25 protein-coding genes, 1 rRNA gene and 2 riboswitches are annotated in these 26,123 nt (G+C 42.7%); of the genes, 19 read left to right on the forward strand and 7 right to left on the reverse strand.

Annotated elements, in window-relative coordinates:
• A 5S ribosomal RNA gene (rrf, locus tag M9R32_RS10105) occupies positions 1–113 on the forward strand; the annotation flags it as partial.
• 632 nt (positions 114–745) lie between these two features.
• On the opposite strand, the gene M9R32_RS10110 is transcribed toward rrf, so the two are convergent.
• Positions 746–1,909 (reverse strand): pyridoxal phosphate-dependent aminotransferase, encoded by a 1,164-nt coding sequence (locus M9R32_RS10110; protein ID WP_269926623.1) that lies wholly within the window; start codon positions 1,907–1,909, stop codon positions 746–748.
• A gap of 85 nt (positions 1,910–1,994) precedes the next feature.
• On the opposite strand from M9R32_RS10110, the gene M9R32_RS10115 reads away from it, so the two are divergent.
• The 11 genes from M9R32_RS10115 to M9R32_RS10165 all read left to right on the forward strand — a co-directional run bounded on the left by M9R32_RS10115 (position 1,995) and on the right by M9R32_RS10165 (position 14,310).
• Complete coding sequence (locus M9R32_RS10115) at positions 1,995–2,789, forward strand: carbon-nitrogen family hydrolase (RefSeq protein WP_269926624.1); 795 nt, start codon at positions 1,995–1,997, stop codon at positions 2,787–2,789.
• Positions 2,790–2,870: 81 nt separating this feature from the next.
• Positions 2,871–2,979: riboswitch (SAM riboswitch) on the forward strand.
• Positions 2,980–3,048: 69 nt separating this feature from the next.
• Positions 3,049–4,062, forward strand: coding sequence for a methionine ABC transporter ATP-binding protein (locus M9R32_RS10120; RefSeq protein WP_269926625.1), 1,014 nt, complete (start codon positions 3,049–3,051; stop codon positions 4,060–4,062).
• On the forward strand, positions 4,052–4,723 hold the full coding sequence (locus tag M9R32_RS10125; protein WP_269926626.1) for a methionine ABC transporter permease: 672 nt from the start codon (positions 4,052–4,054) through the stop codon (positions 4,721–4,723). The genes M9R32_RS10120 and M9R32_RS10125 overlap by 11 nt, the downstream gene beginning before the upstream one ends.
• An 18-nt stretch (positions 4,724–4,741) precedes the next feature.
• Positions 4,742–5,575, forward strand: a complete 834-nt coding sequence (locus tag M9R32_RS10130; RefSeq protein ID WP_269926627.1) for a MetQ/NlpA family ABC transporter substrate-binding protein — start codon at positions 4,742–4,744, stop codon at positions 5,573–5,575.
• A gap of 15 nt (positions 5,576–5,590) precedes the next feature.
• Positions 5,591–6,676, forward strand: a complete 1,086-nt coding sequence (locus tag M9R32_RS10135; RefSeq protein ID WP_269926628.1) for an iron-containing alcohol dehydrogenase family protein — start codon at positions 5,591–5,593, stop codon at positions 6,674–6,676.
• Positions 6,677–6,783: 107 nt separating this feature from the next.
• Positions 6,784–7,611 carry a YihY/virulence factor BrkB family protein gene (locus M9R32_RS10140; protein WP_269926629.1) on the forward strand — a complete coding sequence of 276 codons (828 nt, stop codon included), beginning with the start codon at positions 6,784–6,786 and terminating at the stop codon, positions 7,609–7,611.
• A gap of 4 nt (positions 7,612–7,615) precedes the next feature.
• Positions 7,616–8,290 carry a response regulator transcription factor gene (locus tag M9R32_RS10145; RefSeq protein ID WP_269926630.1) on the forward strand — a complete coding sequence of 225 codons (675 nt, stop codon included), beginning with the start codon at positions 7,616–7,618 and terminating at the stop codon, positions 8,288–8,290.
• On the forward strand, positions 8,287–9,666 hold the full coding sequence (locus M9R32_RS10150) for a sensor histidine kinase (RefSeq protein WP_269926631.1): 1,380 nt from the start codon (positions 8,287–8,289) through the stop codon (positions 9,664–9,666). Before M9R32_RS10145 ends, M9R32_RS10150 begins: the two co-directional genes overlap by 4 nt.
• A 74-nt stretch (positions 9,667–9,740) precedes the next feature.
• On the forward strand, positions 9,741–10,151 hold the full coding sequence (locus M9R32_RS10155; protein ID WP_269926632.1) for a hypothetical protein: 411 nt from the start codon (positions 9,741–9,743) through the stop codon (positions 10,149–10,151).
• A complete protein-coding gene (locus M9R32_RS10160) occupies positions 10,151–12,223 on the forward strand; it encodes an MMPL family transporter (protein WP_269926633.1) in 2,073 nt (690 codons plus the stop codon). Before M9R32_RS10155 ends, M9R32_RS10160 begins: the two co-directional genes overlap by 1 nt.
• 98 nt (positions 12,224–12,321) lie before the next feature.
• Positions 12,322–14,310, forward strand: coding sequence for a catalase (locus tag M9R32_RS10165; protein ID WP_269926634.1), 1,989 nt, complete (start codon positions 12,322–12,324; stop codon positions 14,308–14,310).
• 46 nt (positions 14,311–14,356) lie between these two features.
• Here M9R32_RS10165 and M9R32_RS10170 read toward each other — a convergent pair whose 3' ends face one another.
• Positions 14,357–15,127 carry a FixH family protein gene (locus M9R32_RS10170; RefSeq protein ID WP_269926635.1) on the reverse strand — a complete coding sequence of 257 codons (771 nt, stop codon included), beginning with the start codon at positions 15,125–15,127 and terminating at the stop codon, positions 14,357–14,359.
• Positions 15,128–15,346: 219 nt separating this feature from the next.
• Between M9R32_RS10170 and M9R32_RS10175 the strand changes: the two genes are divergently transcribed.
• Positions 15,347–16,957, forward strand: coding sequence for a sensor domain-containing diguanylate cyclase (locus M9R32_RS10175; RefSeq protein WP_269926636.1), 1,611 nt, complete (start codon positions 15,347–15,349; stop codon positions 16,955–16,957).
• Positions 16,958–17,300: 343 nt separating this feature from the next.
• Here the strand turns inward: M9R32_RS10175 and M9R32_RS10180 are convergent, their stop codons facing one another.
• Entirely contained in the window at positions 17,301–17,864 is a 564-nt protein-coding gene (locus M9R32_RS10180; protein ID WP_269926637.1) for a GNAT family N-acetyltransferase, read from the reverse strand.
• A gap of 101 nt (positions 17,865–17,965) precedes the next feature.
• Between M9R32_RS10180 and M9R32_RS10185 the strand changes: the two genes are divergently transcribed.
• Positions 17,966–18,904, forward strand: a complete 939-nt coding sequence (locus tag M9R32_RS10185) for a carbohydrate kinase family protein (RefSeq protein WP_269926638.1) — start codon at positions 17,966–17,968, stop codon at positions 18,902–18,904.
• 47 nt (positions 18,905–18,951) lie between these two features.
• Here M9R32_RS10185 and M9R32_RS10190 read toward each other — a convergent pair whose 3' ends face one another.
• Genes M9R32_RS10190 through M9R32_RS10205 form a run of 4 tightly spaced genes read right to left on the reverse strand, consistent with a single transcriptional unit; the run spans position 18,952 to position 22,350 of the window.
• On the reverse strand, positions 18,952–19,713 hold the full coding sequence (locus M9R32_RS10190; RefSeq protein ID WP_269926639.1) for an energy-coupling factor transporter transmembrane component T family protein: 762 nt from the start codon (positions 19,711–19,713) through the stop codon (positions 18,952–18,954).
• The gene (locus tag M9R32_RS10195) at positions 19,706–21,160 is read right to left on the reverse strand and encodes an ABC transporter ATP-binding protein (protein WP_418936242.1); all 1,455 of its coding nucleotides are present in this window, start codon (positions 21,158–21,160) and stop codon (positions 19,706–19,708) included. The genes M9R32_RS10190 and M9R32_RS10195 overlap by 8 nt, the downstream gene beginning before the upstream one ends.
• A complete protein-coding gene (locus M9R32_RS10200; protein ID WP_269926641.1) occupies positions 21,144–21,743 on the reverse strand; it encodes an ECF transporter S component in 600 nt (199 codons plus the stop codon). Before M9R32_RS10200 ends, M9R32_RS10195 begins: the two co-directional genes overlap by 17 nt.
• A gap of 1 nt (position 21,744) precedes the next feature.
• Positions 21,745–22,350, reverse strand: a complete 606-nt coding sequence (locus M9R32_RS10205) for a YkoF family thiamine/hydroxymethylpyrimidine-binding protein (RefSeq protein ID WP_269926642.1) — start codon at positions 22,348–22,350, stop codon at positions 21,745–21,747.
• A gap of 114 nt (positions 22,351–22,464) precedes the next feature.
• A riboswitch (TPP riboswitch) is annotated at positions 22,465–22,571 on the reverse strand.
• Between the two features lie 158 nt (positions 22,572–22,729).
• On the opposite strand from M9R32_RS10205, the gene M9R32_RS10210 reads away from it, so the two are divergent.
• The 5 genes from M9R32_RS10210 to M9R32_RS10230 are packed head-to-tail and all read left to right on the forward strand — an operon-like array spanning position 22,730 to position 26,117.
• Positions 22,730–23,116 carry a GntR family transcriptional regulator gene (locus M9R32_RS10210; protein ID WP_269926643.1) on the forward strand — a complete coding sequence of 129 codons (387 nt, stop codon included), beginning with the start codon at positions 22,730–22,732 and terminating at the stop codon, positions 23,114–23,116.
• Positions 23,116–24,222 (forward strand): DUF1648 domain-containing protein, encoded by a 1,107-nt coding sequence (locus M9R32_RS10215; RefSeq protein WP_269926644.1) that lies wholly within the window; start codon positions 23,116–23,118, stop codon positions 24,220–24,222. Before M9R32_RS10210 ends, M9R32_RS10215 begins: the two co-directional genes overlap by 1 nt.
• 16 nt (positions 24,223–24,238) lie before the next feature.
• Complete coding sequence (locus M9R32_RS10220) at positions 24,239–24,439, forward strand: PLD nuclease N-terminal domain-containing protein (protein ID WP_269926645.1); 201 nt, start codon at positions 24,239–24,241, stop codon at positions 24,437–24,439.
• Positions 24,436–25,338: an ABC transporter ATP-binding protein gene (locus tag M9R32_RS10225; RefSeq protein ID WP_269926646.1), complete on the forward strand. Its 903-nt coding sequence runs from the start codon at positions 24,436–24,438 to the stop codon at positions 25,336–25,338. The genes M9R32_RS10220 and M9R32_RS10225 overlap by 4 nt, the downstream gene beginning before the upstream one ends.
• Entirely contained in the window at positions 25,335–26,117 is a 783-nt protein-coding gene (locus M9R32_RS10230) for an ABC transporter permease (RefSeq protein WP_269926647.1), read from the forward strand. Before M9R32_RS10225 ends, M9R32_RS10230 begins: the two co-directional genes overlap by 4 nt.
• Positions 26,118–26,123: the final 6 nt, after the last annotated feature.

The raw sequence follows: 26,123 nt of genomic DNA on the forward strand, positions 1-26,123 counted from the left end.
AGTGATAATGGCAAAGAGGTCACACCCGTTCCCATACCGAACACGGAAGTTAAGCTCTTTAGCGCCGATGGTAGTTGGGGGTTTCCCCCTGTGAGAGTAGGACGTCGCTAGGCAAAGTAAAAAACCGATACCTTTTGAGGTAGCGGTTTTTTTGTGTTCTTTTTTAAGGGTTTGATCAGGAGCGTAGCGGAAACAAGACCGTTAAGAGTTTTAAAGCAATTCATTGTTTTACACCAATCCCTAAATGGAAGCCATTCCGCGTACGCTCAATGGCTCTTTTCTGTTGGAGAGGAAATCTTTAGAGCAATTCGATCAATTAGGCGTCGGTTGATTCAGCAAGTAAACTTGCGGGTGAGACGGCTTTGAGCGATAAAGTGGCTTATATGAGCGATAAATCCTCCGAGTGAGCGACAAATCTCCAGTATGAGCGATAAATACCGTTATATGAACGATAAATATTTGAAAGCAACTTTCCAGAACAAAATGTTGTTTCATGCGCCAACTTAACTTGCCTTATGAGACCTAAAAGGAAAGGGGTTTTCTTATTTTAAGTGTTTGAACAGGAGCGTAGCGGAAATAAGACCATTAAAAGTTTTATGGTCATCATGTTTTGAACCCCAACCCTTAAATGGGAGCCATTCCACTGACGTTGAATGGCTCTTTTCTGTTGGAGAGTACTTACAATAGAATTCAACTCTCAAGAACAAACCCTTATTTCTTCCCCCAACTTAACTTGATCTAATACTCAAAAAATATTCAGCTCTCCAATTCGCTTAACAGCTTCCTCGAGACGATGCTCATCAACTAATAACCCTACCCGAATATATCCCTCACCAAATTCACCGAAGCCATTTCCTGGGGCTACGGCTACGTCTGCTTCGTTTAAGAGTTTATCTGCAAATTCCTGGCTTGTGTATCCTTTTGGCACGGGTAGCCAAGCAAAGAATGATCCTGTAGGTGCTTCTACTTGCCAGCCAATCTGTTGGCAAGCATTTATAAAGGTATTGCGACGGTTTTCGTAGCGATCGACCAATGCGGTTACACACAATTGGTTTTCACCTAACGCAGCGACTGCAGCATGCTGTACGGCAGGGAAAAGGCTTACGAATAAGTGGTCCTGAATCAAGTTAAGGGCTTCAATCATTTCTTTGTTGCCCACGGCAAAACCAACACGCCATCCTGCCATGTTGTAGGTTTTCGATAGCGTATACATTTCAATTCCTATTTCTTTAGCTCCTTCTGCTTGAAGGAAACTTACCGGTTTTACGCCATCAAATCCAATGGCCCCATAGGCAAAATCGTGTGATACCGCAATGCCATTCTCTTTTGCGAACGCTACTGTTTGATTGAAGAATTCAAGGTCTGCAGTAGCTCCAGTAGGGTTATTCGGGTAGTTCAGATACATAAGCTTTGCACGTTCTTTTGTTGCTTCAGAAAGCATAGAGTAATCCGGTAAAAAGTGATTTTCCGCTACAAGTGGTAACGTTTCATATTGCACGTCTGCCATAACGACACCTGATAAATAATCCGGATAACCTGGATCAGGCAATAACATCAAATCTCCCGGGTTCAGTACAGCCATCGGTAACTCTACCAGTCCGATTTTCGTTCCAAATAACACCGCAACTTCAGTTGAAGGATCAATGTCAACATTGTATTCGCGTTTATAAAAATCTGCTGCAGCTTCTTTTAATTCGCTAATTCCTCGGAAGGGCGAGTATTTATGTGTAATTGGGTTTTCTGCAGCTTCTTGCAAGGCTTTTACGATGTGTGGTGGTGTTGGCTGGTCAGGGTTTCCTTGACCTAAATTAATTACATCTCGTCCTTCTGCCACTGCAGCTCCTACTTTTTGAACAAGTGAAGCAAAGAATTGTGGTGGTAATTGTTGAAGTTTCTTAGAAAGTTCCATGGCGTTTCCTCATTTTCTGAAATAGTTGCAATCATCAGCCAAATCTTATAATCTTTTGTGTATCTTGTCTACAGGGGGTGTACCCATGAAAATCGCATGCATTCAACTCGACGTAGCGTTTGCCGAGCCTGAAAAAAATTTTTCCAACGTTCAAAAGTACATAAAAAAGGTCGCAAGTGAGGGTGCAGAGCTCGTTGTCTTACCTGAAATGTGGAATACGGCCTATGCCTTAACGCAATTAGAGCAACTGGCAGATCCAGAAGGACAACGGACAAAAGAGGTTCTTTCTGAGTTAGCGCGTACATATCATGTCCATATCGTCGGAGGTTCGGTTTCGACGAAAAAAGGTGACCACTTCTACAACACGATGTATGTTTTTTCGAATGAGGGAGAGCTTGTTGCCGAATACGATAAAGCGCATTTGTTCCGTCTCATGGATGAACATCTTTATTTACAAGCAGGGAATCAAGCAAATGTCTTTTCATTAGGTTCTATTCAGGCTGGAGGGGTCATATGCTATGATCTAAGGTTTCCAGAATGGTTACGGGCGCATGCATTGGCAGGAGCGAAAGTGCTCTTTTTACCAGCACAATGGCCTGAGACGCGTATTGACCATTGGAAAATCTTGCTTCAAGCCCGTGCCATAGAAAACCAATGTTTCGTAATTGCGGTTAACCGAACTGGGGACGATCCGAACAATCAGTTCAATGGTCAATCGATGATTATTGCACCTTGGGGGAAAGTGTTGTGGACAGGCGCAGAACATGAAGAATACGCTGTCATTGATGTTGATTTTTCAGAAGTGGAAGAAGTACGAACTCGCATACCGGTATATGAAGATCGTAGACCTTCCCTATATGAACCTTTATTTGAAAAATGAAAATTATTTTCAAAAAGTATTTGACACCTGTGTAAAAACATCGTAAGATTTATTTCGAGCAACAAAACAACTACATATGGAACATTATCAAGAGAGACCGAGGGATAGGCCCTATGACGTCCGGCAACCCCCAGCACAAGCTGGGAAGGTGCCAATTCCTACAGAATGATTTCATTCTGAAAGATAACCCAAAATCCATTTTTCGGTGCCTCTTTCATGATGAAAGAGGCATTTTTTATTTGGTGAAAAGGAGCATGTGATGATACGCATTAACGATTTATCTAAAGAGTACGAAACGAAAAAAGGGTCGGTCATCGGTGTAGACCGAGTGAATCTTACGATCAATGAAGGGGAAGTATTTGGGATTGTTGGATATTCCGGTGCAGGTAAGAGTTCCCTATTACGGTGTATTAACTTACTTGAACGACCAACGAGTGGCAAAATCGAAGTGAATGGTCTCGACCTTACAAAGTTAAGAGGAGAACAATTGCGGAAAGCCCGTTTGAAAATTGGCATGATCTTTCAACACTTTTACTTAATCAGCCAAAAAACGGTTGCAGAAAATATTGCATTTGCATTAAAAGCGGCGGATACGCCAAAAGAAAAAATAGCCACGCGTGTTTTGGAATTGCTTGAGATGGTAGGGCTGACCGATAAGAAGGATGTATATCCAGCACAGTTGAGTGGTGGACAAAAGCAACGTGTAGGAATAGCTCGTGCACTGGCAAACAACCCATCTGTTCTGCTTTGTGATGAAGCAACATCAGCACTGGATCCGAATACGACATTATCCATTCTTCGATTACTTAAAAAAATTAACCGTGAATTGAACATCACAATTGTGTTAATCACTCACGAAATGAATGTGGTAAAAGAAATATGTGATCGTATGGCCGTTATGCAGGATGGGCGCGTTGTTGAAGAAGGAATGGTATACGATATTTTCTCTAATCCTCAAGCAGATTTAACGAAAGAATTTATCAGCAGTGTGGTGTCGTTTGAAGTACCCCAATCCATTTTAGATCAAGTCACTGGACGCATTGTGAAAGTGTTGTTTAAAGGAAATGTGGCGGGAGAAGGGGTCATATCGGATATGGTTCAGAATTTTGATGTACGCGGTAATTTCTTGCATGGCTCGATTGAATACATACAGGAAGTACCTCTTGGCTTGTTTTTGATGGAAATTCAAGGACAACCAGAAAATATAACAAGAGCCATCACGTATATGGAAGGACGCGGGGCGCAAGTGGAGGTGGTAAGAAGTGGGCATTGATATCCAACATGTAATTGAATTGTGGCCAGAAATCCTGAAGGCATTTGGTCAAACGATGTATATGATCGGAATTTCATTGGCAGTTGCCATTATTATCGGATTACCACTAGGCATCATCCTATTTGTTACTGATCGAGGTTTATTTTTAGAAAATCGAGTGATCAAAGGAATACTTGGTTTTATCGTCAATATGGTACGTTCGATTCCATTTATCATTTTGTTGGTAGCCCTTATCCCTTTAACCAAGTTACTGGTAGATTCAACGATTGGTCCAGCAGCTGCAAGTGTATCTTTATCAGTCGCCGCCATTCCTTTCTTCGCACGAATTGTTGAAACGTCACTTCGTGAGATTGATAAAGGAGTGATCGAAGCAGCGATTGCAGTTGGCGCGACACCTTGGATGATCATTAAAGATGTGTTATTGCCTGAGGCGAAATCAAGCCTTGTTCAAGGTATTACGTTAACCATCATCAGCTTAGTTGCTTACTCCGCAATGGCAGGTGTTGTGGGAGGTGGCGGTATTGGAGACTTAGCGATTCGCTTCGGATATTACCGTTACGATAATACAATCATGATTGTGACTGTTGTCATTTTAATTGTTCTCGTTCAAATCATTCAGCAGTTGGGTGACTGGACGTCAAAAGCAATAGATAAACGATAAAAAGGGAGAGAAACAGAGATGAAAAAAGTAATATTTACGTTCATTCTAGTCTTGCTGACAGCAGTACTTGCTGCATGTGGAGGAAGTGACAAAGAGTCAAAAGGCAATGCGGACAACGACAAATCCGTAACATTAGGCGGATCTGCAGGTCCTTATAGCGACATGCTCAATAAGGCAATCAAACCCGCTCTTGAAGAGAAAGGGTACAAAGTGGAAATCGTCGAATTCAGTGACTATATACAACCGAATATTGCGCTAGACAATGGAGATATTGACGCAAACCTTTTCCAACACTCAATTTACTTGGAAAACTTCTCGAAAGAAAATGATATGGAATTGACTGGCTTGATTTCAGTGCCAACAGCACCAATGGGTATTTACTCCAACAAGTTCGAATCTGTTGAAGAGATTAAGGATGGAGCAACCATTGCGATTCCGAATGACCCTGTGAATGCAGCTCGTACATTATTAATCTTGCAAGATCATGGATTAATTGAATTAGACCCGAATGCAGAACCATTAAAAGTGTCCGAAAAAGACATTAAGACAAATACGAAGAACTTGGTGTTCCAACCGATTGAAGCGGGTCAGCTTCCACGTGCAGTGGACAGTGCGGACTTAGCAGCCGTACCTGGTAATTTTGCTTTGGCAGCGGAAATGAACCTCCTGGATGCAATCTTGCTTGAGAACATGCCGGACCGATACCGCAACCTGGTTACTGTTACGACAGCAAACAAAGATTCACAGTTAGCGAAAGATTTAATTGAAGTCGTAGAAGCACCAGAATTCGAAGAAGTCATCGATGCAGAATTCGAAGGATTCGGCAAACCAGAGTGGATGGAAAACCGTTAAGAAAGAAGGGTTTTTGTGGAAGACATCATCGTTCGGGGTGCACCAGCCGAGTATGTTTGTAAAAGTGGTGTACTGGATGAACTAGAAGATAAGTTACAGCTAAGAGGCATCCATCAAGTACTAATTGTTTCAGGTGTGAAATCATGGAATGCAGCGCGCTATTATTTTCCAAATCTAAAAAAAATCCAAGTATTCCACACCTTCTATGAAGGAGAGTGTTCCGTCTCTGAAATTAACCGAGTGTGTGTTTTGGCACAATCCCATAGAGTAGACGCCATCATCGGAGTAGGTGGAGGAAAAGTATTGGACGTGGTGAAAGCGGCTGCTAGCGCAAGTAGAACGAAGTCGGTGTTAATACCAACACTCGCTTCAAACTGCGCACCGTGGACACCACTAAGTGTTATTTATTCGGATGAAGGGGTCATGACACATTACGATGTGTACCCCATGAGTGTTGACCTTCTTCTCGTCGAGCCGCGCATTTTAGTGGAAGCCCCCGCTCCACTTTTGATTGCCGGCATCGGCGACACGCTAGCCAAGTGGTATGAGGCAGACGTACAAATTCGGCGATTAACCCATCCCCCGGTTGCGCTGAAAGTCGCTCATCATACTTCTCGGCTGTGTGCTGAAGAAATGTTCAATCATGCTGAACGTGCCATCCTAGATTCGAAAGAAGCCCGAGTGTCAGCTTCATTTGTAAAAGTAGTGGAATCCATAATCATGCTCGGCGGCATGGTGGGTGGATTTGGCGATAAATTTGGTCGCATTGCAGGCGCTCACTCCATTCATAATGGAATGACCATTGCACCTGAGTCGCATGAAGCGCTTCATGGAAGTAAAGTAGCTTACGGTATTTTGGTTCAACTGCTTCTTGAACAAAAAGAAAGCGAAGTGGAGCGATTGCTGCCGTTCTATCATAAATTGGGCTTACCTACTTCGCTGAGAGATTTGAATATAGCTGATTCATGGATCGATGATATTGCGGTGCATGCCACACGTGAAGAAGAGTCGATTCATAACATGCGAAGTGAAAAAATAACAGCTTCTGAAGTGGCACACGTCATGCGTATATTAGAGTCACGGAGTCTTATAAAAAAATAATTTCACTCAACTCCAATTGCCCCTTACAACTTGTATGGGGTTTTTTCTTGCTCAATCCCATATGTTTCCGTCACAATGACAGTAGAACAACCTTGGAGGAACAATAGATGAAGCTCGTTACACGTATTTTTGTTCGATTTTTTGCAGAGCGTTTCTTTGATGAAGCGGCGCAAACTGCATATTACCTGCTATTATCCGTATTTCCTTTCCTACTTTTTATTCTGTCATTAATCAGCTTCTTTCCGGTAGATGCACAACAGATCATCAATTTCTTAAGACCGTTTGCTCCCGGTGAATCGTTCAGTTTAATCGAAGACAATGTGGCTAACATCCTGGCTGCCGACAAAGGACGCGTCCTGTCCCTCAGTTTGCTGGCTGCTTTTTGGATTTCATCCATGGCTGTACAGGCGCTTGCCCGTGCATTAAATGAAGCGAATGGAATTAAAAGTACACTCCCGTATTGGAAGGGATTACTTAGAGATCTTGGCGTGACCTTTTTATTTATGACACTTGTCCCGTTATCCTTGTTTTTGCCTTTTATTGAAAGTGGCTTGCACTGGGTAGTATCAAACGCAGGAACTATCGATGATTGGCAAGGCTGGATTTACATTTGGCCAACAGTTAAATGGGGACTTGGATCTGTGTTTTTATTCTTGTTTTTCCTGCTCTTTTACAAGATCGTACCAAATGAAAAACAGACTTTCCGTGATGTATGGCCAGGCGCTTTATTGTCTGCAGTCGGTTGGCAAGTGGTATCGCTTCTTTTTGCCGACTACGTATCGAATGTCAATTACAAACGGCTATATGGCCAGCTCTCAGGAATTATCGTACTCGTCCTTTGGTTTTACTTGACCACGGTCGTGATTTTATTGTCAGGGCTACTGATTGCAGAAGTTCGGAAGCTTCGGATGCCACACGCTAAAAAAGGGGGCTGATTACATGCGCACAATTTTGCTAGTAGATGATGATCCGAATATATTAACACTTATGAGTATTCATTTAACCAAAGCGGGTTACCGTGTGGAAAAAGCACCAGATGCTGAAAGTGCGCTTAAGATGATTCCTTGTGTGTGGCCGCATGTTGTCGTGGTGGACGTGATGATGCCTGGGATGGACGGTTTCTCCTTGACCCAAAAGATTCGAGATGACTTTGACTTACCGGTGATTATGGTCACGGCTAAAAGTCAGTTGGAAGATAAAGAAAAAGGGTTTCTTGCAGGTTCTGATGACTACGTCGTGAAGCCGTTTGAGCCGCAGGAACTGCTATTTCGAATTGGCGCAGTGCTCAGAAGAAGTGCACAGCCTAATGAAATGCGTAAGCAAGTGGGCTCTCTCGTGATTAACCGTAAGAAGTTTGATATTTCAAATGGAGCCGAAACAAAGTGGTTACCGTTAAAAGAATTTGAATTACTCGCGCTACTTGCCTCAAGCCCAGGTACTGTATTTCAACGTAGGACATTGATGGAACAAGTGTGGGGGTACGATTACGAGGGTGATGAACAGACTTTGAGTGTTCATATTAAACGCCTACGAGAACGCTTAGAAGGATTTGTTTCAGACGTGCAAATAATAACGATTCGCGGAGTAGGCTATAAGCTGGAGGCTCAGTCATGAAGTCTTTATACAGTAAGTTTGTCGTGGTGACGTTAGCTATTATGGTAGGTAGTGCTACTCTCGGGTTTTTATTAGTTAATACATATTATCACCAACAATTAAAGGAACAAAATGACACTAAAAATGTAGGAATTGCACGAGAAATGGTTGCTTTCATTGAGAAGAATCCAAACGTTCCTTTGGCTGAATCACTCGAAGTATATGGCAGTTCAGGCTATCAATTGTTTTTGACCAATGATAAAGGTGATAACAATTTTTATGGAGGTCCATTTCGAGATTCTTCATTACCGATCAGCATAAAAAAAGCCGTGCTTGATGGAGAAATCTATCACGGCATGCGAGATTATCCAAAGGAAACATTCGTGACCGGCTTTTTCTCGAATGAATTGAAGAATACAGTCGGTGTCCCTTTTACGTACAATGATGAACGTTACGCTTTATTTATTCGCCCAAACATTAAACTGTTATTTACAGAAGTGCATGTATTATTAGGCGGATTGGCAGCAGCTATGCTCATTTTCAGTTTGCTCGCTATGTTAATCGTCGCAAGAAAAATGATACAACCGATTACCGTATTAACAGAAGCAACCAGAAAAATGGCCAACGAACGTTTTGATGGGGCCATCGCTATTTCGACTAAAGATGAAATTGGTCAACTCGCGAAAAGTTTTCAACTCATGGCGGATCGCTTAAAAGAGAATGATCAAGTCAGAAAAGACTTTATGAGTCATGTATCACATGATTTCCAGTCACCCTTACAAAACATTCAAGGCTATTCGCAATTACTGGCTGATGAGTCAGTCACTCCAACTGATCGAAAGCACTATGCCGAAATTGTGGAGCTGGAGAGTAAGAGACTGTCCGCTTTAACGAAACAACTGCTGTATTTAACAACACTAGATAACGAGTCGTATCAACCCACAATTGAAAGAGTCTCAATTAAAGAGCAAATTGAACGTACGATGCGACAGAATGAATGGCGGTTCGAAGATCTTCAACTCGACGTTCGAATGGACATGCCTAATCTTTTAACTCAAGGTAATCCAGAAATGTTGATGCAAGTATGGGAGAACCTCATAACGAATGCGGTGAAATATAATCAACCAAGAGGATTTATTCAAATCACTGGTTATGAACTGGACAATGAACTTCACGTAACCATAAAAGATTCTGGAATCGGGATGACAGTCGAGCAATCTGAAAAAGCGTTTGACCGTTTTTACCGAGCTGATCTGTCACGTACTCGTGAAAAAGAAGGAACGGGGCTTGGACTTGCGATTGTCAGTGAAATTGTAAAGCGTCACCGTGGTTTCGTGAAAATTGAAAGTGAGCTTGGTGTAGGAACGCTCATTCATATCACGCTTCCAAAACTGTAATACCTTGTTCATATTGGGTTCATCTTCGCGCGGTAAGATGAAGCCATCTTGAAGAAGGAAAGGTGGATATACACATGCAAGAAAAATGGAGTATTCGTCTAATTCGAATTGCCGCGGTTTTTGGTATTTTTGGAGCTTACTTAGGTTCACATATGGCGGGGACAGGATCGTATGCATTCAGGCCGATTCATGCACACATTTTAGTAGTAGGTTGGTTATCCGTTTTTAGTTGGGGTGTATTCTACAAATTGTTTGAGGTGAAATATCCGAAGTTGGTTCATGTTCATGGATGGTCAGCGATTTTAGGAGCCACAGGGTTAACGGTAGGGATGTGGCTCCAAACGATGCAACCATTTGGATTACCTGAAGCATTTTCACTCGTTTTTTACATTGTTGGTGGTACTACATTACTTATTAGCTTTGCTTTGTTTGTAGCGGTTACTTTCTCCATTCAAGCAGAGAAGAAAGTTGTAGAGAACAGCTGATGAAAACCATTTGGAAAGAGAAAAAATCAGCTGCTATTGTCCTTGGTGTTTGGCTCATCACTTTGACTATGTTAACGATATGGGCTCCATCTGCAAAAGAAGTAACCTCTCCTTCTGAAAATGGGGGTCTCCCTGCAACGGCGAGCTCAGTCATAGCGAAAGAGGCACTGGAAGAAGCCTTTCCATCTCAAAAAGGCATTCCGTTGTTCGTTGTATTCAAACAAGCTGCCCCATTTTCACATGATGACATCGATCATTTAGCTTCTGCAGTGGAAAAACAAGCAAAAGTCCAACAAGCATCGTCGATTCCTCTAACGCAAATGCCTCCACAAACAAGGCAGTCATTTGTGTCAGATGATGGGTCGACTTTTTTTATGCCCATTTTATTCAATGAATCATTAGAATCGAAAGAAATTCATGAAGAAGTCGTGACAATGAAGGAAAGCGTGGAGAAGTACGTCGATAAGCATGTCTCTGTTGAATGGACGGGACCCGCAGGAATTGTATCCGATACGATTTCTTTATTTTCTCAGGCTGATATTGTATTGCTTCTAGCGACTATTGGCATCGTGTTTGTATTGTTGCTACTCATTTATAAGTCACCGGTATTTGCTGTGCTTCCTTTAATCGGAGCGGGAATTGTGTATGGCATTGTCAATCGGCTATTAGGATTACTTGGTTTATCGGAGTGGGTGAAGATTGAAAATCAAGCATTATCAATCATGACGATCTTGTTATTCGCAGTCATAACGGATTACGCATTGCTCATTTTCAGTAGGTATCGCGAAGAGCTGCGAAGCGGATTAACGATTGAACATGCCATGAAATTAAGCGTTTCACATGTTCGAGAACCGATTCTGTTTAGTGGTGGGACGGTATTGGTCGCTGTGTTATTACTGTTTACAGCCGTTTATGAACCATACCGAAACTTTGCTCCTGTCTTTGCCGTTGCGATGGTTGTCTTACTCATCGCAGGATTGACGTTATTACCAGCCTTATTTGGGTTGGTCGGCAGAAAAGCATTCTGGCCAATCGCCATTGATCAACCTGTTCGGATAAATTGGTGGTCAAAAGTAGCTGCAAGTGTAACATCTAAGCCTTGGCGTTATGTTTTTACAATCACAGCCATTTTAGGGATTGGTATTGTTCAAGCATTCACAACTACTTTATCTTTCAACTTGCTCGAATCATTTCCAGACAACATGTCTTCAAAAAAAGGATACGAGCAGCTTGCACAAGCGTTTTCAGAAGGTGAATTAGCACCAACGACTTTACTACTTAAAAGCGAAAAAAAAATCACTGAGTCTCAATTTACTGAGTTCGAAAAAATACTTAAAAAACAGGATCAGGTAAAGGAAGTAAGGGTAGAAGGACGTCCATTTGCAGACGATTCACTCACGCAAGCAAAAGTAACACTAATTTGGAAAAGTAATCCCTATGATACAACGACGTTTAATGCGCTAAAAAACTTGGAACAAGAAGAAAAAGAGTTGCTTCAACAAGCGGGAATTGAAAAAGGCTCTATACAACTTTCTGGAGAGACTGCTAAACATGCCAATATTCAAGAGTTGAATACAAGCGATACAGTGCACGTCATGTTATTAATCGTTGGTGCCATCTTTATGATGTTGTGGTGGCAAACGAAATCGTGGGGTACTGGTCTGCTAATGATTGGAACTATATTACTGTCGTACGGTGCTTCGCTAGGGTTTTCTGTCTGTTTATTTGATGTGATGTTCCATGTAGATGCAGTGAGTTACCGAATTCCTTTGTATACGTTTGTCTTTTTAGTGGCCCTCGGGGTAGATTATTCCATCATGTTGATGTCTCGAATACGGCAGGAATCAAAAGCTTTGGAACCTACAGAAGCTATTAAAAGCGGGTTGATCACAACGGGTGGCGTCATTTCATCTGCAGGATTATTGTTAGCTGCAACATTTGCTGTGTTAATTACCCAACCTGTCCTTGAGTTACAATTGGTTGGTTTTACCGTGGCATTTGGTGTGTTAATCGATACGTTTATCGTACGGCCGATGTTGTTACCTGCATTATTGACCATTCAAAAAAGATGACCGTTCTTTTTAGTGAATTTTTTGAAATAATGTTTCCCTTCAGTCCTTAGTGGTAAAGATGAAGGTAGATAACTTAATTCACTATGGGAGGCTTCAGAATGGAAAAAAACCGCAAAGATGAACAGCTCGAGCAATTTCGTGTGGATGATCGCGACCAAAAGCTGACGACCAATCAAGGACTGAAAGTGACGGAGGACGAATTTTCACTGAAGGCTGGTGTCAGAGGCCCTACATTAATGGAAGACTTTCATTTCCGTGAAAAAATGACGCACTTTGATCATGAGCGCATTCCAGAACGCGTCGTTCACGCAAGAGGATTTGCAGCTCATGGGGAATTCGAGTTGTACGAATCGATGAATCAGTATACAAAAGCAAACTTTCTGACCGATACATCTAAAAAAACACCGGTGTTCGTTCGTTTTTCAACGGTTGTGGGATCCAGAGGTTCTGCAGAAACGGTACGTGACGTTCGTGGCTTTGCGACGAAATTTTATACGGATGAAGGTAACTACGACTTAGTGGGGAACAACATGCCGGTATTTTTCATTCAGGATGCCATTAAATTCCCTGATTTTGTGCATGCAGTGAAACCAGAGCCGCATAATGAAATGCCTCAAGCTGCGAGTGCGCATGATACGTTTTGGGATTTTGTAGCCAATAATCAGGAATCTGCGCATATGGTTATGTGGGCAATGTCCGACCGTGCTATTCCGAGAAGTTTCCGCATGATGGAAGGGTTCGGTGTGCATACGTTCCGCTTCGTGAATGCCGAAGGAGTAGCGCATTTCGTCAAGTTCCATTGGAAGCCGCTATTAGGTGCGCATTCCTTAGTTTGGGATGAAGCACAGAAAATCAGCGGGAAAGACCCTGACTTCCATCGTCGTGATTTGTATGAATCGATTGAGAATGGCGATTTCCCTGTATATGAACTGGGTGTACAGATATTGGCGGAAGAAGACGAGTTCAAGTTCGATTTCGACGTTCTTGATCCGACCAAAATTTGGCCAGAAGAAGATGTGCCCGTTAAACTAATCGGGAAAATGACGTTGAACCGTAATGTAGACAATGTCTTTGCAGAAACAGAGCAAGTAGCCTTCCATGTTGGAAACGTGGTTCCAGGAATCGATTTTACGAACGATCCACTTCTGCAAGGTCGCCTTTTCTCCTATACCGATACACAATTGATTCGTTTAGGTGGACCGAATTTCCATGAACTGCCGATTAATCGACCGGTTTGTCCGTTCCATAACAATCAGCGAGATGGATACCATCGAATGACGATCAACAAAGGTCCAGTGAGCTATCACAAAAATTCATTGGCCAATAATACGCCCGCGACATCAACCCCTGAAGAGGGTGGTTTCGAGCATTACCAGGAAAAAGTGGAAGGCCGAAAAGTCCGTAATCGAAGCGATAGCTTTAGAGATCACTTCTCACAGGCTACTTTGTTCTGGAACAGTATGAGCGATATCGAAAAAGAACATATTATTGATGCTTTTAGCTTTGAAGTTGGGAAAGTGAAAAACAAGGACGTCCAGCAACAAGTGGTCGACATGTTTGCTAATGTGAACGTGGATTTAGCAACTAAGGTTGCGGATGCAGTAGGTGCCAACCCGCCAACAGGTGGAGGTTCAGACGTGACTAAGCAATCGCCTGCTCTCAGTCAGGAAAACATGGTGAAGAAACCGGATACCCGTAAAGTTGCGGTCATTGCAAGCAGGGACGGAGATGCTAGTCAGCTTGAAAAGACCGTGCAAGGATTTAAAGAAGCGGGATTAAAAGCGGAAGTTGTGAGTGATAAACTGGGGAATATCGGAAATTTACCGATTGACCATACATTCCTGACAGCTGACCCTGTATTGTTCGATGCCATTTATGTGGCAAGCATGAACGACGAGAAGAAATTCAAAAAAGAAACTGGCCGCTACGTAACGGAAGCATTCAATCACTTTAAAGCAATCGGTGCTGCTTCCAAGTTTGCCACTATTCTAGATGGTAAAGAAGGTCCAGGAGTAGTCACGAATGATAATGGCGAACAGTTTGTAGCCGCCGTGACTGCACACCGTCACTGGAATCGAGACATATAAAAAGAAGAAAGAGGAGGCCAGATTGGCACTCCTCTTTTTGTTGGCTCTATTTCACCGTATACGTTTTTACTAAATGATCGTGAATGTCGTCGCCTTTCGTTACATGCACTTCAATTTCGTAAGTACCAGTCTCAGTAAAAGTGAATTCAGTCTGATAAACGCCAGCTTCTTTTGCAGGTGCTTCCAGCCAAGTGTGGTGGTCAGCATCACTGCGTGAAATTTCGTATTGAACGCGTGCTCCTTCAAGTGGGGCATCCGCAAGTGAAACATTTGCCACTAGCATAACGGCTTCTCCTACAGTTGCAGAACCGTCAGCAAAATCAATAGTCGCACCGTGTCCATGATGGCTGTCTGCTCCATGAGTTTTTTCTTCAGTCGAAGTTTCGGTCACTTTACTTGTTGCTTCTTTGCCACCTGTCACAGTTACTTGTTTCGTTGGCATTGTGTGCAAGTCTCGAGCAGTTACATGCGATGTGATATCATAAGTACCATTTGTTTCAAATGTATAGTCAATGGCATACTGTTTATCTTCGTTTAATATTGCATCAATCATTTCTTTTTCACCAGAAGTTAAATTCAAGACCTCAATCTTTACTTCATCCGCATCTTCCACAATTTCTCCGCCTTGTGTGACTGCAGCAGTAATTTTTACTTTTTCACCGGCAGTTACGGTTTCAGGTACAGTTAAATCAACTTCCACCATTTCAGGTACTTCATCAGAAGTAGCTGCGTTATGTCCATCATGTTCTTCATTTGTTCCACAAGCACTAAGAGTAAGAGCGGCAAGGATTGATCCAATTGCTAAAAATCGTTTCATTTATCATGCGCCTCATTTCATTTCGATGATGTAATTGTATCAAAAACAAGCTCATTCAGCTGTGACAAAACTCGGAATTAATTCAGTTCACCAGTTTTGTTTCAGTATTCACTTAAGTGTGAAGTACCTATTCAAAGGGAAAATATTCTAAAAAACGAAGTTTCTACTTATTATACATGTTACTATAAAGTCATTAATGTTTTCTGGGAGGAATTGCCCATGTCGCTTCATTTAAGAACGATTGTAACAGGATTGTTTGCCATCATGCTGACCATCCTTACGATATTGTTGGGAACCATCTTTACGAAACAGGCAGGCGAGGAAGTGCGTACTGAAGTAGGAGAATCTTTGACAGGGCATGCCGTTCAAATGGAAGATAAACTTAGTTTATTTATGTCCAATCGCTATCAAGAAGTCCAGTTAGTCAGTGGATTACGTTCCTTTAAGGAGCAGAATATCGTAAGAGAAAAACAACTGATTGATGAATTGAAAGCCAAATTTCCGTCCTTTTCTTGGATTGGCATAACGGATGCTGAAGGCACTGTTATTGCAGCAAGTGACGACATTTTGCTAGGGGAGTCCATTGCGGAACGTCCTGTATTTTTAGAAGCAACAAAAGAACCATTTATTGGAGATGTTCACGACGCCATTCTTTTGTCTAAATTACTGCCTAATCCTTCTGGTGAACCTTTACAGTTTGTGGATATCAGTGTTCCGATAAAGGATGAAAACGGTAAATTTATCGGTGTTTTTGCTACTCATTTGAGTTGGGAATGGGCAAAAGAAATGGAACAAAATTTGTTGAAAGCTACAAATAGTGAAGATGAGACGGAAGTGCTCATTGTAAGCAATCGCGATCGGACGGTTTTGTTAGGTCCTGAGGGTTTGGTGGGTCAGCAAATTGAAAAAGATTTGTTGGATCAATTAGCCTCTTCTACTGAACCTAATGAAGTGGTGGAATGGAATAATAAAAGGTATGTTACCGGTTATGCGATGGAAGATGGTTATGGAGATTATGAAGGTCTCGGATGGCATGTTATCGTGCGTCAGCCTGAAGAAATTGCCTATAACGGAGTAAATAATCTAGAACGTTTCATGTGGATTATCAGTATTATCTCGATCTTAGCATTTGCATTGATTGGTTGGGCTATTGCCGATCAAATCGCCAAACCGCTTCGAACGATTACCGTTGCTGCAAAGGAAATTGGACAAGGTTCGCAAAGAGAAATGCCCGTCGTGCACGGTATTCGGGATGTGGAAGACTTATCCTTGTCGATACGAAACATGGTGCAAACCATCACCACCACTCAATCGCTACTCATACAAATGGAATCTCTTGCTCATCATGATACTTTGACCAGCTTGCCTAACCGCATTGCATTGTATGAAAAGATGGAAGAGACCATTGCGGGTTCTAAAGAACCTTGGATAATCTTGTTCATGGATTTAGATGGCTTCAAAGCGATTAATGATTTATATGGTCATAATGCAGGCGATCAAGTGCTGATTACTGTCGCTAACCGTCTGAAGCATTTTGCAAAAGAAAATCAATTTGTTTCCCGTCTTGGAGGAGACGAATTTGTCTTCTTAATGAACGCGGAATCTGAGGATATTCAAGCGAAAGGCCAAGCGTGCATGGATGAAATCATCGCGCTCATTCAAAAACCGATCTCCTTAAAAGACCATACAGTAACAGTAGGTTGCAGTATCGGGGCGGCCGTCTACCCAACCGATAGCGACCATCCGATAGAAGCCATGCATTTAGCCGATGAAGCCCTATATGCTTCTAAAGAAAAAGGTAAAGGTATTGGAACCTTTTATAGAAAATAACAATGCGGGGTTGTCCCAAAGGTCATATTAAATAGACTTTTAAGGGCAACCCCGTTTTCATATTATAATAATGGATCTCCGATACAGGCGGACGCTTTCCGCGGGCGGTCCGTGAGCCTCCTCGTCGCAAGCGACTGCGGGGTCTCACCTGGACACGCTTTTCCCGCTGGAGTCGCCGCCTTCCACTACAATCAGTTAACTCTTCAAAAATTAACAGTCATATACAACGTGGCTTTATAAATTTCTCCATCTCTAATCTTAGGTGCGAAGAGTAACCGGGAGCAATCTTTTTTGATCGAGTCCAACTAAGGTTGGGCTCTTTTCACTTAGAAATTTATTAGATCTAAAGCTGTTTAACCATGTGATGAAAATTACCGCCATAGATTTCCCAAGGTTCAGCGATGTGATAGCCGATTCTTTCGTATAACCGAATGGCTGCTTCTTTTTCCAGCTCTACATTAAGAGCTGCTTTAGAAAAACCTTCTTGTCGTGCGACTTTTTCTGCGTGTTCTAGCAAGGTGCTGCCGATGCCGTGTCCACGAAAATCAGGGTTTACACAAACGGTATCTATATAAAATTCGTCTTTCCGTGCCTCTGGGGGGATGACGATCGGTTCTCCGGTTTTCTTACGTAACCACGATACTAAATTTGCATCGAGTTCAATGGCATCGTTGCCTGAATAAAGAACCATTACCCCTGTGATGCCATCTTCTTGTTCCGCAATCACCGTATTCATATAGGAATGGCGATTGTCTTCTCGCTGAAACAAGTGAATTAACTGTTCTGTCACTGCCTCGGCGTCCTTTTCGCCAGTCATTTGTTCGGCAATGTCACCAATCGCATCAATAATGAGCGGGACAGCTATTTCTGCATCTTCAGGTCTTGCTTTTCGGATACGAACGGTCATGTCAATCAACTCCTTCTATTAACTATACCAAAATGTTTCAGGTTCCCTCTACAACACGGTTCATGGTAATCTAGTACTACTAAATAGAAGGAGGATGGATGATGACTCAATCAAATAAATCGCACGTCCTCTCTTACGGGGATGCTTTTGTAGACTATATTGCAACCGATACGACGAATACATCTTTTTCAATGTTTTTGGGAGGGGCAACTGTAAATGTTGCAGTAGGTGTTGCCAGACTAGGGGTACCTTCCGCATTTATTACCATTACAGGGGACGACGCAACTTCTGAATTTGTACGAGGTGAACTTGAAGCGGAAGAAGTTACAATGGAATATGCCATACTCGAACCCGAAAAACGAGTGAGTGGTGTGTATGTACATTTAACAGAAGATCATGACCGGATTTTTCATCAATATATTGACGATGCACCACATATTCAAGTCGGTGCTGAAGATTTGAAAGAAGAGGCATTTAAAGAAGCGTCCGTATTAAACTTGTGCTCTGGAACTTTATTTCAACCAAAGGCTCTGGAGACATCCCGCAAAGCAGTGGAATACGCGAAAAAGCATGGCGCTATGTTATCGTTTGATGCCAATATCCGCCCGCTCCGCTGGAATAGTGAATCCGAGTGTCGCGAAACCATTAAATCATTTTTCAAAGATGCAGATTTGTTGAAGTTCACGGAAGAAGAGTTGACGTTTTTAACCGAAACCACGTCCATGCAAGAAGGTCTTGAAGCAATTGCGGAATTGAAAGTGCCGATTATTTTAATTACTGCTGGTGCAGAAGGAACGTATGCGGTTCTGAATGGAGAACTTCAGCATGTACCGGTACAACCGGTGATACCAGTTGATACGACCGGAGCGGGAGATGCCTTTATGGCTGGAATTTTGCGCTATGTACACCTCAATGGTTTGCCAAAAACGATGGATTCCCTCGTGGAATGTACGGCTTTTGCCAACCATCTCGGGGCACTTGCAGCAACGAAAGCTGGTGCGTTGACGGCTATGCCACGACTAAGTGAATTGAATATCTAATAGAAAATCGCCTTATGACAACGTTTGTCAAAAGGCGATTTTTTGGTTTAGCTCAACAGAAATCCTGCGACACTACTGGCTATTAATACAAAAATCAGGATGATGGCTAGCAACCAATCACGTCCACCAATATGAAGGGGTTCGTAATATATGGAACGCCGCTCACCGGTCAAGCCTCTTGCTTCCATAGCAAAGGCAGAACGTTCTGCTCGCCGAACAGCGCTCGCAAGCAGTGGAATCAAAATTCTTCTCATACTAAGAAGGCGTTGCCACGCATATTTTTCCTGACCAATTCCCCGTAATCGATGTGCATGGCGAATTTGAATGAACTCTTCTTTCACAACAGGCAAAAACTGATACCCAACCATGACACCGTAAGCAAGTTTCGGAGATAGTCGTAGTTGTTGCATTAAACTCATCACAAATTTAACGGGATTGGTTGTTAAGGCAAACAACAACGACAGTGAGGAGAAAGCGAAAACACGGAACGCCAATGATAGTGCCGTATGCCATTGTTGATCCGTCACTTCAATTCCACGCCAAACCCAAATAACGTTGCCACTTGTATCTGCTGCAAAAAGCACTGTCGTCCATAAATATCCCAGGGCACTAAAGCCAATTGGAATCATGAACAAAGACCAGACTTTCCAATTTATTCGACTGAACGATAGTTGAATAAGAATGACACCGACAAATACTAGAAAAGGCGTCCATGGATTGAAGAACCACGCTAAAGTCAACATCGAAACAATCACTAAAATAAACTTCAAAGCAGGATTCATGTCATGTAACCACGTTCGACTAGACATAGGAAGCCGCTCCAATCGGTGGCAAAAGGTGATGAGTCTTCAATAGCTCCGTTTGCTGCCACAATTGTTCATTTTCATAACGACCGGTTAATTCACCGTTATTTAATAAGAAAACGGTATCTGCAATGGCTGCAGCAAACGCCATATCATGTGTCACGATTAACACGGTGAAGCCTTCTTTGGCCATCGAATCGATTAAGTGAAAAAGTTCGATAAGGACCTCTGAATCTTGCCCGGATGTTGGTTCATCGAGTAATAGGACGGGGCGTTGATCGGCAATCATTGCCCCAATTGCTACGCGTCGTTTTTGGCCGTGACTGATGGCAAAAGGGTGTGCATCCTGAATTTCGAGTAACCGTAAACTATGCATAATATCCGATATTTCATCGGCGTTCGCGTGATTTGAAAAAGAAATTTCCTGTCCAACGTCATTAGTAACAAATAAGTGTTCCGGCGATTGAGGAACGTAACCCGGAATAGTACGTCCACTTTTGAATTGCCCATCCGTTTTTTTCAAAATGCCACATATGGTCTTCAGTAAAGTAGATTTCCCACTGCCATTCGGACCAGCAAGTACGGCGATTTCACCTTTTCGCAAGCTTAAAGAAATGTTTGATAATAAACGATTGCCATCGATGTTCACACTGATATTTTGCGCTTCCAACGCTACGACGTCTTGCACGGTCGAAGTGCGGGAAGGGAACTGAATGGGTGATCTCGTTGGATTTGCTTCAATAGAAAACACCCCTGAATTCTTTACGTGAAGGGCACGGTTGAAAAATGAACCCCATAGGTCGAGACGGTGTTCAACCACAACTACCGTGAAATCAGAGGATAATTGCAACGCATTTAGCCACTCCACATATTGATGCGCAGTCAAAGGGTCTAAATGGGCAAGCGGTTCGTCGAGCAACAGTACTTGCGGTTCTATTAACAAGGCACAAGCAGTGGCAAGTCGTTGTTTCATTCCGCCGGAAAGCGTTTGAATCACCGAGTGACGAAAGGCGGAAAGACCTGTAAGGTCAAGTGTCGTCGTTATTCGCTGTTCCATTTCCTCGCGATTGATGTGCAGGTTTTCTAGCGTAAAAGCCATTTCCTGTTCAACTGTTGGCATACAGAACTGCGTCTCTGGATCCTGAAAAACGGTAGCGATACGCCGGTTAATTTCTCCAGCGGCATAACTACTAGCGTCTTTATGAAAGAGGGCGACTGATCCACTGAGCTCGCCGTCACAATTGGCAGGGTACAAGCGGTTCATTAAATACAGTAAAGTGCTTTTTCCACACCCACTCGGACCATATAAGACAACACGTTCGCCGGCATGTATGGAGAAAGAAATGTTCGTAAATACCGGCGAGTTATCTTCCAGAAACTGAAAAGTGACCTCTTTGAAATCAACAACAGGGGAGGAGACACTTATAGTTGAGGCATTATCCAATAGCCTCACCCTTCAACTGATGATTCTTGGACGTATCGCGAGAAATGGCATAGCCTCGGAGCGCTCCGGTTGCCAGTAGACCATCCGACACATACTTCCCACCTAATCCGGCAATGATGGCACCACTCATCACTCGAAGCGAGAACATAAGGACGAGCAGAGAAGGGTCCAGTGCCGCGTAACCAGATACAAAGAAACCATAGGCAAAACTGAAGACCGCAGAGCCGATCCCTGCTAAACAAAGTACCCACCAGTCATAGCGTTTGTAACCGGTCGCAGCGAAAGCAGCTTCTGCTCCAAGCCCTTGAACAATGCCGGATAAGATCAATCGAGGGCCAACCGCATTGCCAATCATAACTTCAATGATCGCAGCCATCGTTTCCGACAAAAGAGCGGCGCCAGGTTTACGAATGATGTATGCGCAAATAATTGAAACAATAAACCAAATTCCAAAAATCCACTCATAGGCAATCGGTCCAATCACACCTGCCCAAATGTTTCCGACCTGCACAAACAGCAAATACACCAAGGCAAAAACAACGGCAAAGACAGACATCAAGACAACTTCTTTTAGCTTCCACGATTTCAACATATTACGCCTCTCCTTTGTGGGAAGGACTGTTGATGCTCATGTTGACAGTCATAACTAAATGTTTATATTGCTCTGATCGAGCGTTTGTGAATGAATCTTCAAGGAATGCAAATACCTCGTGAATATCCCCATGAAGTCCACTGGCATAATGCATCGATTCATTAAACACTCCATATTCTTTTGCCCGCTCCACTTCCCTGTAAATGACCGACATATAGTCCGGGTTATTCATGGGATACAAGGCAAACTGGGAGGATACATATTGCTTGATTTCTCGAATTTGAGGGTCGTTTAACAGGACATCGTCTTTTTTTAGAAAAACATCTCCGGCAGAATCCCCAGGGCAACCAATCGAAAAGGTCCCGTTAAATGCTACATGAGCTCCCGTTTTTGCTGCATACAATACGATCGCTCTAGCTGTATCGAATACATGCACTTGTTTTCCCCGCATTACCGTACTGACATCGTCGGTGTGCATCCATACATTCGAAGTATCCGCCTCACGTAAAGCCCCTTTAATAATCTCAATAAAGTTGTCCGCCATTGGGTGAATGGAAAACCGTAACCCAACGATTGGACTTGTTCCACAACTTAACTCCTGTGACATTTCTTTTCCTCCTTTTTATTGGTGCGTAATAGGCACCCATACATGTTTTTTGAACATAAAAAAAGCCGCATTCGACGTGGAATGCAGCTGTTTTGCGCAAAAATAAAAAAGTTGGCAAAGGTCACCGCACTTCCTCACGCCAGTATTATCTGGATCGAGTGTTAAGGGATCGGAGCAAACGCTCTCATCTCAGCCAAACTATAGCACCCCTAGTGCAAAATCGTATGCAGTTTTATATGTTCAAGAACGGCTTCATTGTAACGCATGAAAAAAGGAATGTAAACAATGTAAATAACAATACTTGCCAAAAAGTTCATTCTGTTCTATATTGTATATAACAAAACTGTTCTACTAAGAATAGAACAAAGGGAGGTCGCATATGTTTATTGAGATTGAACCGGATTCGACCGTACCGATTTACTTACAATTGGCCCAGCAAATTATTGAGGGAGTAGCGAAAGGAACTTTAAAGCCCGGAGATTCCTTGCCATCTGTACGTTCCTTTGCCGCTGATCTTGGCATGAATATGCATACGGTAAATAAAGCGTATCACTATTTAGAAGAGAAGGAATTTATCCAGATTGTACAGAAGAAAGGTGTAGTCATACATGAAAAAGGCGTTCGTAAAGCAACAGCAACCGACCGTCAACGTCTGACGAAAGAAATGCGCCCGATTCTTGCAGAAGCTCTTTGTCTTCAATTGTCTCAAGAAGACATTGAGTTACTGGTGAAAGAAATTATTTTGGATTTGAAGGAGGTAAAGTAATGGCAGCTATCATTTTTATCGTTATATTATTTTTTAACATTGCCATTCAAGCTTTTTTACCGAAATTTCTGAAGGAAAGTGAAGTCTTTGGAGTCTATATTCCGGATACACATGTAAAAGACCAGCGGATTATCAAGATGAAAAAGCGCTATACCACTGTGGTCTCCATGGTTGGTTTAGTGGTCCTGACACTATTCATTGGATACGTGTTGATCAGCAGTCCGCCTGAGCAACAAATTGTATTTTGGGGGTTGGCGGCACAAATAGGCACAGTGGTTCTTTCAATGGGGCTTTATGCAAAAAATCATATTGCATTAGCTAACTGGAAGAAAGAGGAGAAATGGACATCAGGTCAAGTGGAACGAAAAGTGGTAGACCTGCAGTTTCGTGAGCAGCTGAAACTGTTACCCAGTATGTATTTTGTTTTGCCGATGCTTTTGACCGTCAGCTTAGGAATTTATGGCTTAAGCCAATATGATTCGTTACCTGACCAAATTCCCACGCACTGGGGAGCGAATGGAGAAGCGGATGCTTTCACCGAAAAGAGTTGGCTTTCCGTCAGTTCGTTGCCATTCATGACACTTGTGCTGCAAGGGATGCTGTGGTTTTTCAATCGAGCGATGAAGCAATCCGGGGCGAAGATTCAAGTCAGACATAAAAAACGTTCTCGTGAACAACAACTCGCTTTCCGGAAATATTCAAGTTGGCTGTTGTTTATCGTAACAATCACAATTACTTTACTGATGGGGTACTTACAGCTTTCCATTATTTTTCCAGAGACCATGTCAACGTCGGTAACGATGACTGCCACAATCGCTTTCTTGGTCATCATTTTAGGTTCGGTTTTATTCTACGCCATTAAAGTAGGTCAAAGCGGCACAAGGCTGGCTGTTTCTCATTTTGATGAAAGAATGGACGGTGTCATAGATCCAGACGATGATCAACATTGGAAGTTCGGACTGTTTTATGTGAATAAGAACGATCCGAGCATTCTGGTGGAGAAACGTTTTGGTATAGGCTGGACCATCAATATGGGGCATAAAACAAGTTGGATTTTCTTATTATTAATAGTTGGAAGTATTGTGCTCGTCACAACATTACAATAAAAGGGGTTTGGGACAAATGGAAGCATTACAAGGACTGTCTTGGGGGATTATCGCACCAATTTTTATCATTCAATTAATATTAGTAATAGTTGCACTTATCGATTTAACCAAAATACATCAAACAAACGGTCCGAAATGGGTTTGGGCACTGGTCATTATTTTCATTAATATTGTCGGACCGATTGCGTACTTTATTGCCGGGAGAAAACAAGCATGACAATAATCTTGGAAGCGGATCACTTAACGAAAATATACGGCTCAGAGCGAGCGGTGAATGAAGTAACTTTTGCACTTGGAGAAGGCACATCGACAGCATTAATCGGACCAAACGGCGCCGGTAAAACGACGACTTTATCCATGCTTGGCGGATTATTGGAGCCAACCACCGGGACCATTTCCCTAAATGGTGAAAAACGTGCTGACGTCAGAAAACATATTGGTTTTCTGCCTCAATATCCACAGTTCTTTTCGTGGCTGACTGCGCTTGAATTTACCGAAATGGCCGCGAAATTAAGTGGAATGGACGCACGGTCTGCGAAGCTCGAAGCACAAAAAACATTGGAGTTTGTAGGACTTGGAGATGCACTACGGAAAAAGACGGGCACCTTCTCAGGCGGCATGAAACAACGTCTTGGCTTAGCGCAGGCCATTGTTCATAAACCAAAGCTCTTATTACTGGATGAACCCGTGTCCGCACTGGATCCAGTTGGTAGACGTGAAATCATGAATCTATTAAAAAGCTTACAGCAAGATATGACGATTTTGTACTCGACACATATTTTGAATGATGCGGAAGAAATGACGGATCAATTATTGTTTTTAAGAAAAGGACAATTAGTTGAACAAGGCTCAATTGGCGATGTACGTGCAAAATATGATCAACCAAGATACCGCGTTGAATTTGGTCGTGCCGAAGATGCCATCATTTATTCGGAACGCGCTCCATGGAACGTCCAAGTGGAAGGGGCGTGCGGGACCATTCACCTGGCACAAGGATTCCCGACTATGGCGGACGTATTGAAGTCATTGGCGGAAAGTGGACTGGATGTCCGAAAAGCAGAGCGACAGACAGCGAACTTGGAAGAAATCTTTATGAAGGTGGCGGGGCAGGCATGAGGGAATTAGTCGTACTTTTTCAAAAAGAGTGGCGTGAGAATACGCGCAATTTTAAAATTTTATGGGTCCCTCTTGTCTTTATTTTCTTCGGATTGTCCGAGCCACTGACAAGTTACTATTTGCCGCAAATACTCGACGCGGTCGGGAATATGCCAGAAGGAACCACCTTCCCGATGCCAGAGTTCACACCAGCTCAAGTCATCATGGCGACAATGGGCCAATACCAATTCATCGGTATGCTCGTATTAGTATTGGCATTCATGGGCACCATTTCCCGTGAGCGAAAAAACGGAACGGGGACACTTATTTATGTACGACCGATTTCTTATTTAAATTACTTTTTAAGCAAATGGAAAGTCGTTGGCATGATTGCGCTAATGAGTGTGTGGCTTGGATTGCTGACGAGCTGGTATTACACAGGGCTTTTATTCGGGAAAGTCGAAGCTTCTGATTTCTTCGCTTTTGCAGGCACTTATAGTGTATGGATTTTATTTGTAGTGACAATCGTTTTGGCAATGAGTGCGTGGTTACCTACAGGTGGCGCAGCAGGGCTATCTTTGCTACTCATTTTGATTGTCCAGATTGTGGACTCATTACTCGGAACTTATTGGACGATATCACCTTGGAAAATCTCTACTTATGCAACGCAGTGGTTGACAGGTTCACCAGACTCAGGTGATTTCTGGTGGAGCATAGCAATCACAATACTGGCGATTATCGCATTGATGATATTTGGTGTTTGGATGTCAAAACGCAACGCATCAAAAACAAAAGTGTGAAAGAAA

The organism is Paenisporosarcina quisquiliarum (genome assembly GCF_027563315.1).
GTDB classification, from domain to species: domain Bacteria; phylum Bacillota; class Bacilli; order Bacillales_A; family Planococcaceae; genus Paenisporosarcina; species Paenisporosarcina quisquiliarum.

What these genes read in the sequence shown, in the direction of transcription:
- M9R32_RS10110 (WP_269926623.1), bottom strand. Translation starts at nt 1,909, where the DNA reads ATGGAACTTTCTAAGAAACTTCAACAATTACCACCACAATTCTTTGCT.
- M9R32_RS10115 (WP_269926624.1), top strand. Translation starts at nt 1,995, where the DNA reads ATGAAAATCGCATGCATTCAACTCGACGTAGCGTTTGCCGAGCCTGAA.
- M9R32_RS10120 (WP_269926625.1), top strand. Translation starts at nt 3,049, where the DNA reads ATGATACGCATTAACGATTTATCTAAAGAGTACGAAACGAAAAAAGGG.
- M9R32_RS10130 (WP_269926627.1), top strand. Translation starts at nt 4,742, where the DNA reads ATGAAAAAAGTAATATTTACGTTCATTCTAGTCTTGCTGACAGCAGTA.
- M9R32_RS10140 (WP_269926629.1), top strand. Translation starts at nt 6,784, where the DNA reads ATGAAGCTCGTTACACGTATTTTTGTTCGATTTTTTGCAGAGCGTTTC.
- M9R32_RS10145 (WP_269926630.1), top strand. Translation starts at nt 7,616, where the DNA reads ATGCGCACAATTTTGCTAGTAGATGATGATCCGAATATATTAACACTT.
- M9R32_RS10150 (WP_269926631.1), top strand. Translation starts at nt 8,287, where the DNA reads ATGAAGTCTTTATACAGTAAGTTTGTCGTGGTGACGTTAGCTATTATG.
- M9R32_RS10155 (WP_269926632.1), top strand. Translation starts at nt 9,741, where the DNA reads ATGCAAGAAAAATGGAGTATTCGTCTAATTCGAATTGCCGCGGTTTTT.
- M9R32_RS10160 (WP_269926633.1), top strand. Translation starts at nt 10,151, where the DNA reads ATGAAAACCATTTGGAAAGAGAAAAAATCAGCTGCTATTGTCCTTGGT.
- M9R32_RS10165 (WP_269926634.1), top strand. Translation starts at nt 12,322, where the DNA reads ATGGAAAAAAACCGCAAAGATGAACAGCTCGAGCAATTTCGTGTGGAT.
- M9R32_RS10170 (WP_269926635.1), bottom strand. Translation starts at nt 15,127, where the DNA reads ATGAAACGATTTTTAGCAATTGGATCAATCCTTGCCGCTCTTACTCTT.
- M9R32_RS10175 (WP_269926636.1), top strand. Translation starts at nt 15,347, where the DNA reads ATGTCGCTTCATTTAAGAACGATTGTAACAGGATTGTTTGCCATCATG.
- M9R32_RS10180 (WP_269926637.1), bottom strand. Translation starts at nt 17,864, where the DNA reads ATGACCGTTCGTATCCGAAAAGCAAGACCTGAAGATGCAGAAATAGCT.
- M9R32_RS10185 (WP_269926638.1), top strand. Translation starts at nt 17,966, where the DNA reads ATGACTCAATCAAATAAATCGCACGTCCTCTCTTACGGGGATGCTTTT.
- M9R32_RS10190 (WP_269926639.1), bottom strand. Translation starts at nt 19,713, where the DNA reads ATGTCTAGTCGAACGTGGTTACATGACATGAATCCTGCTTTGAAGTTT.
- M9R32_RS10200 (WP_269926641.1), bottom strand. Translation starts at nt 21,743, where the DNA reads ATGTTGAAATCGTGGAAGCTAAAAGAAGTTGTCTTGATGTCTGTCTTT.
- M9R32_RS10205 (WP_269926642.1), bottom strand. Translation starts at nt 22,350, where the DNA reads ATGTCACAGGAGTTAAGTTGTGGAACAAGTCCAATCGTTGGGTTACGG.
- M9R32_RS10210 (WP_269926643.1), top strand. Translation starts at nt 22,730, where the DNA reads ATGTTTATTGAGATTGAACCGGATTCGACCGTACCGATTTACTTACAA.
- M9R32_RS10215 (WP_269926644.1), top strand. Translation starts at nt 23,116, where the DNA reads ATGGCAGCTATCATTTTTATCGTTATATTATTTTTTAACATTGCCATT.
- M9R32_RS10220 (WP_269926645.1), top strand. Translation starts at nt 24,239, where the DNA reads ATGGAAGCATTACAAGGACTGTCTTGGGGGATTATCGCACCAATTTTT.
- M9R32_RS10225 (WP_269926646.1), top strand. Translation starts at nt 24,436, where the DNA reads ATGACAATAATCTTGGAAGCGGATCACTTAACGAAAATATACGGCTCA.
- M9R32_RS10230 (WP_269926647.1), top strand. Translation starts at nt 25,335, where the DNA reads ATGAGGGAATTAGTCGTACTTTTTCAAAAAGAGTGGCGTGAGAATACG.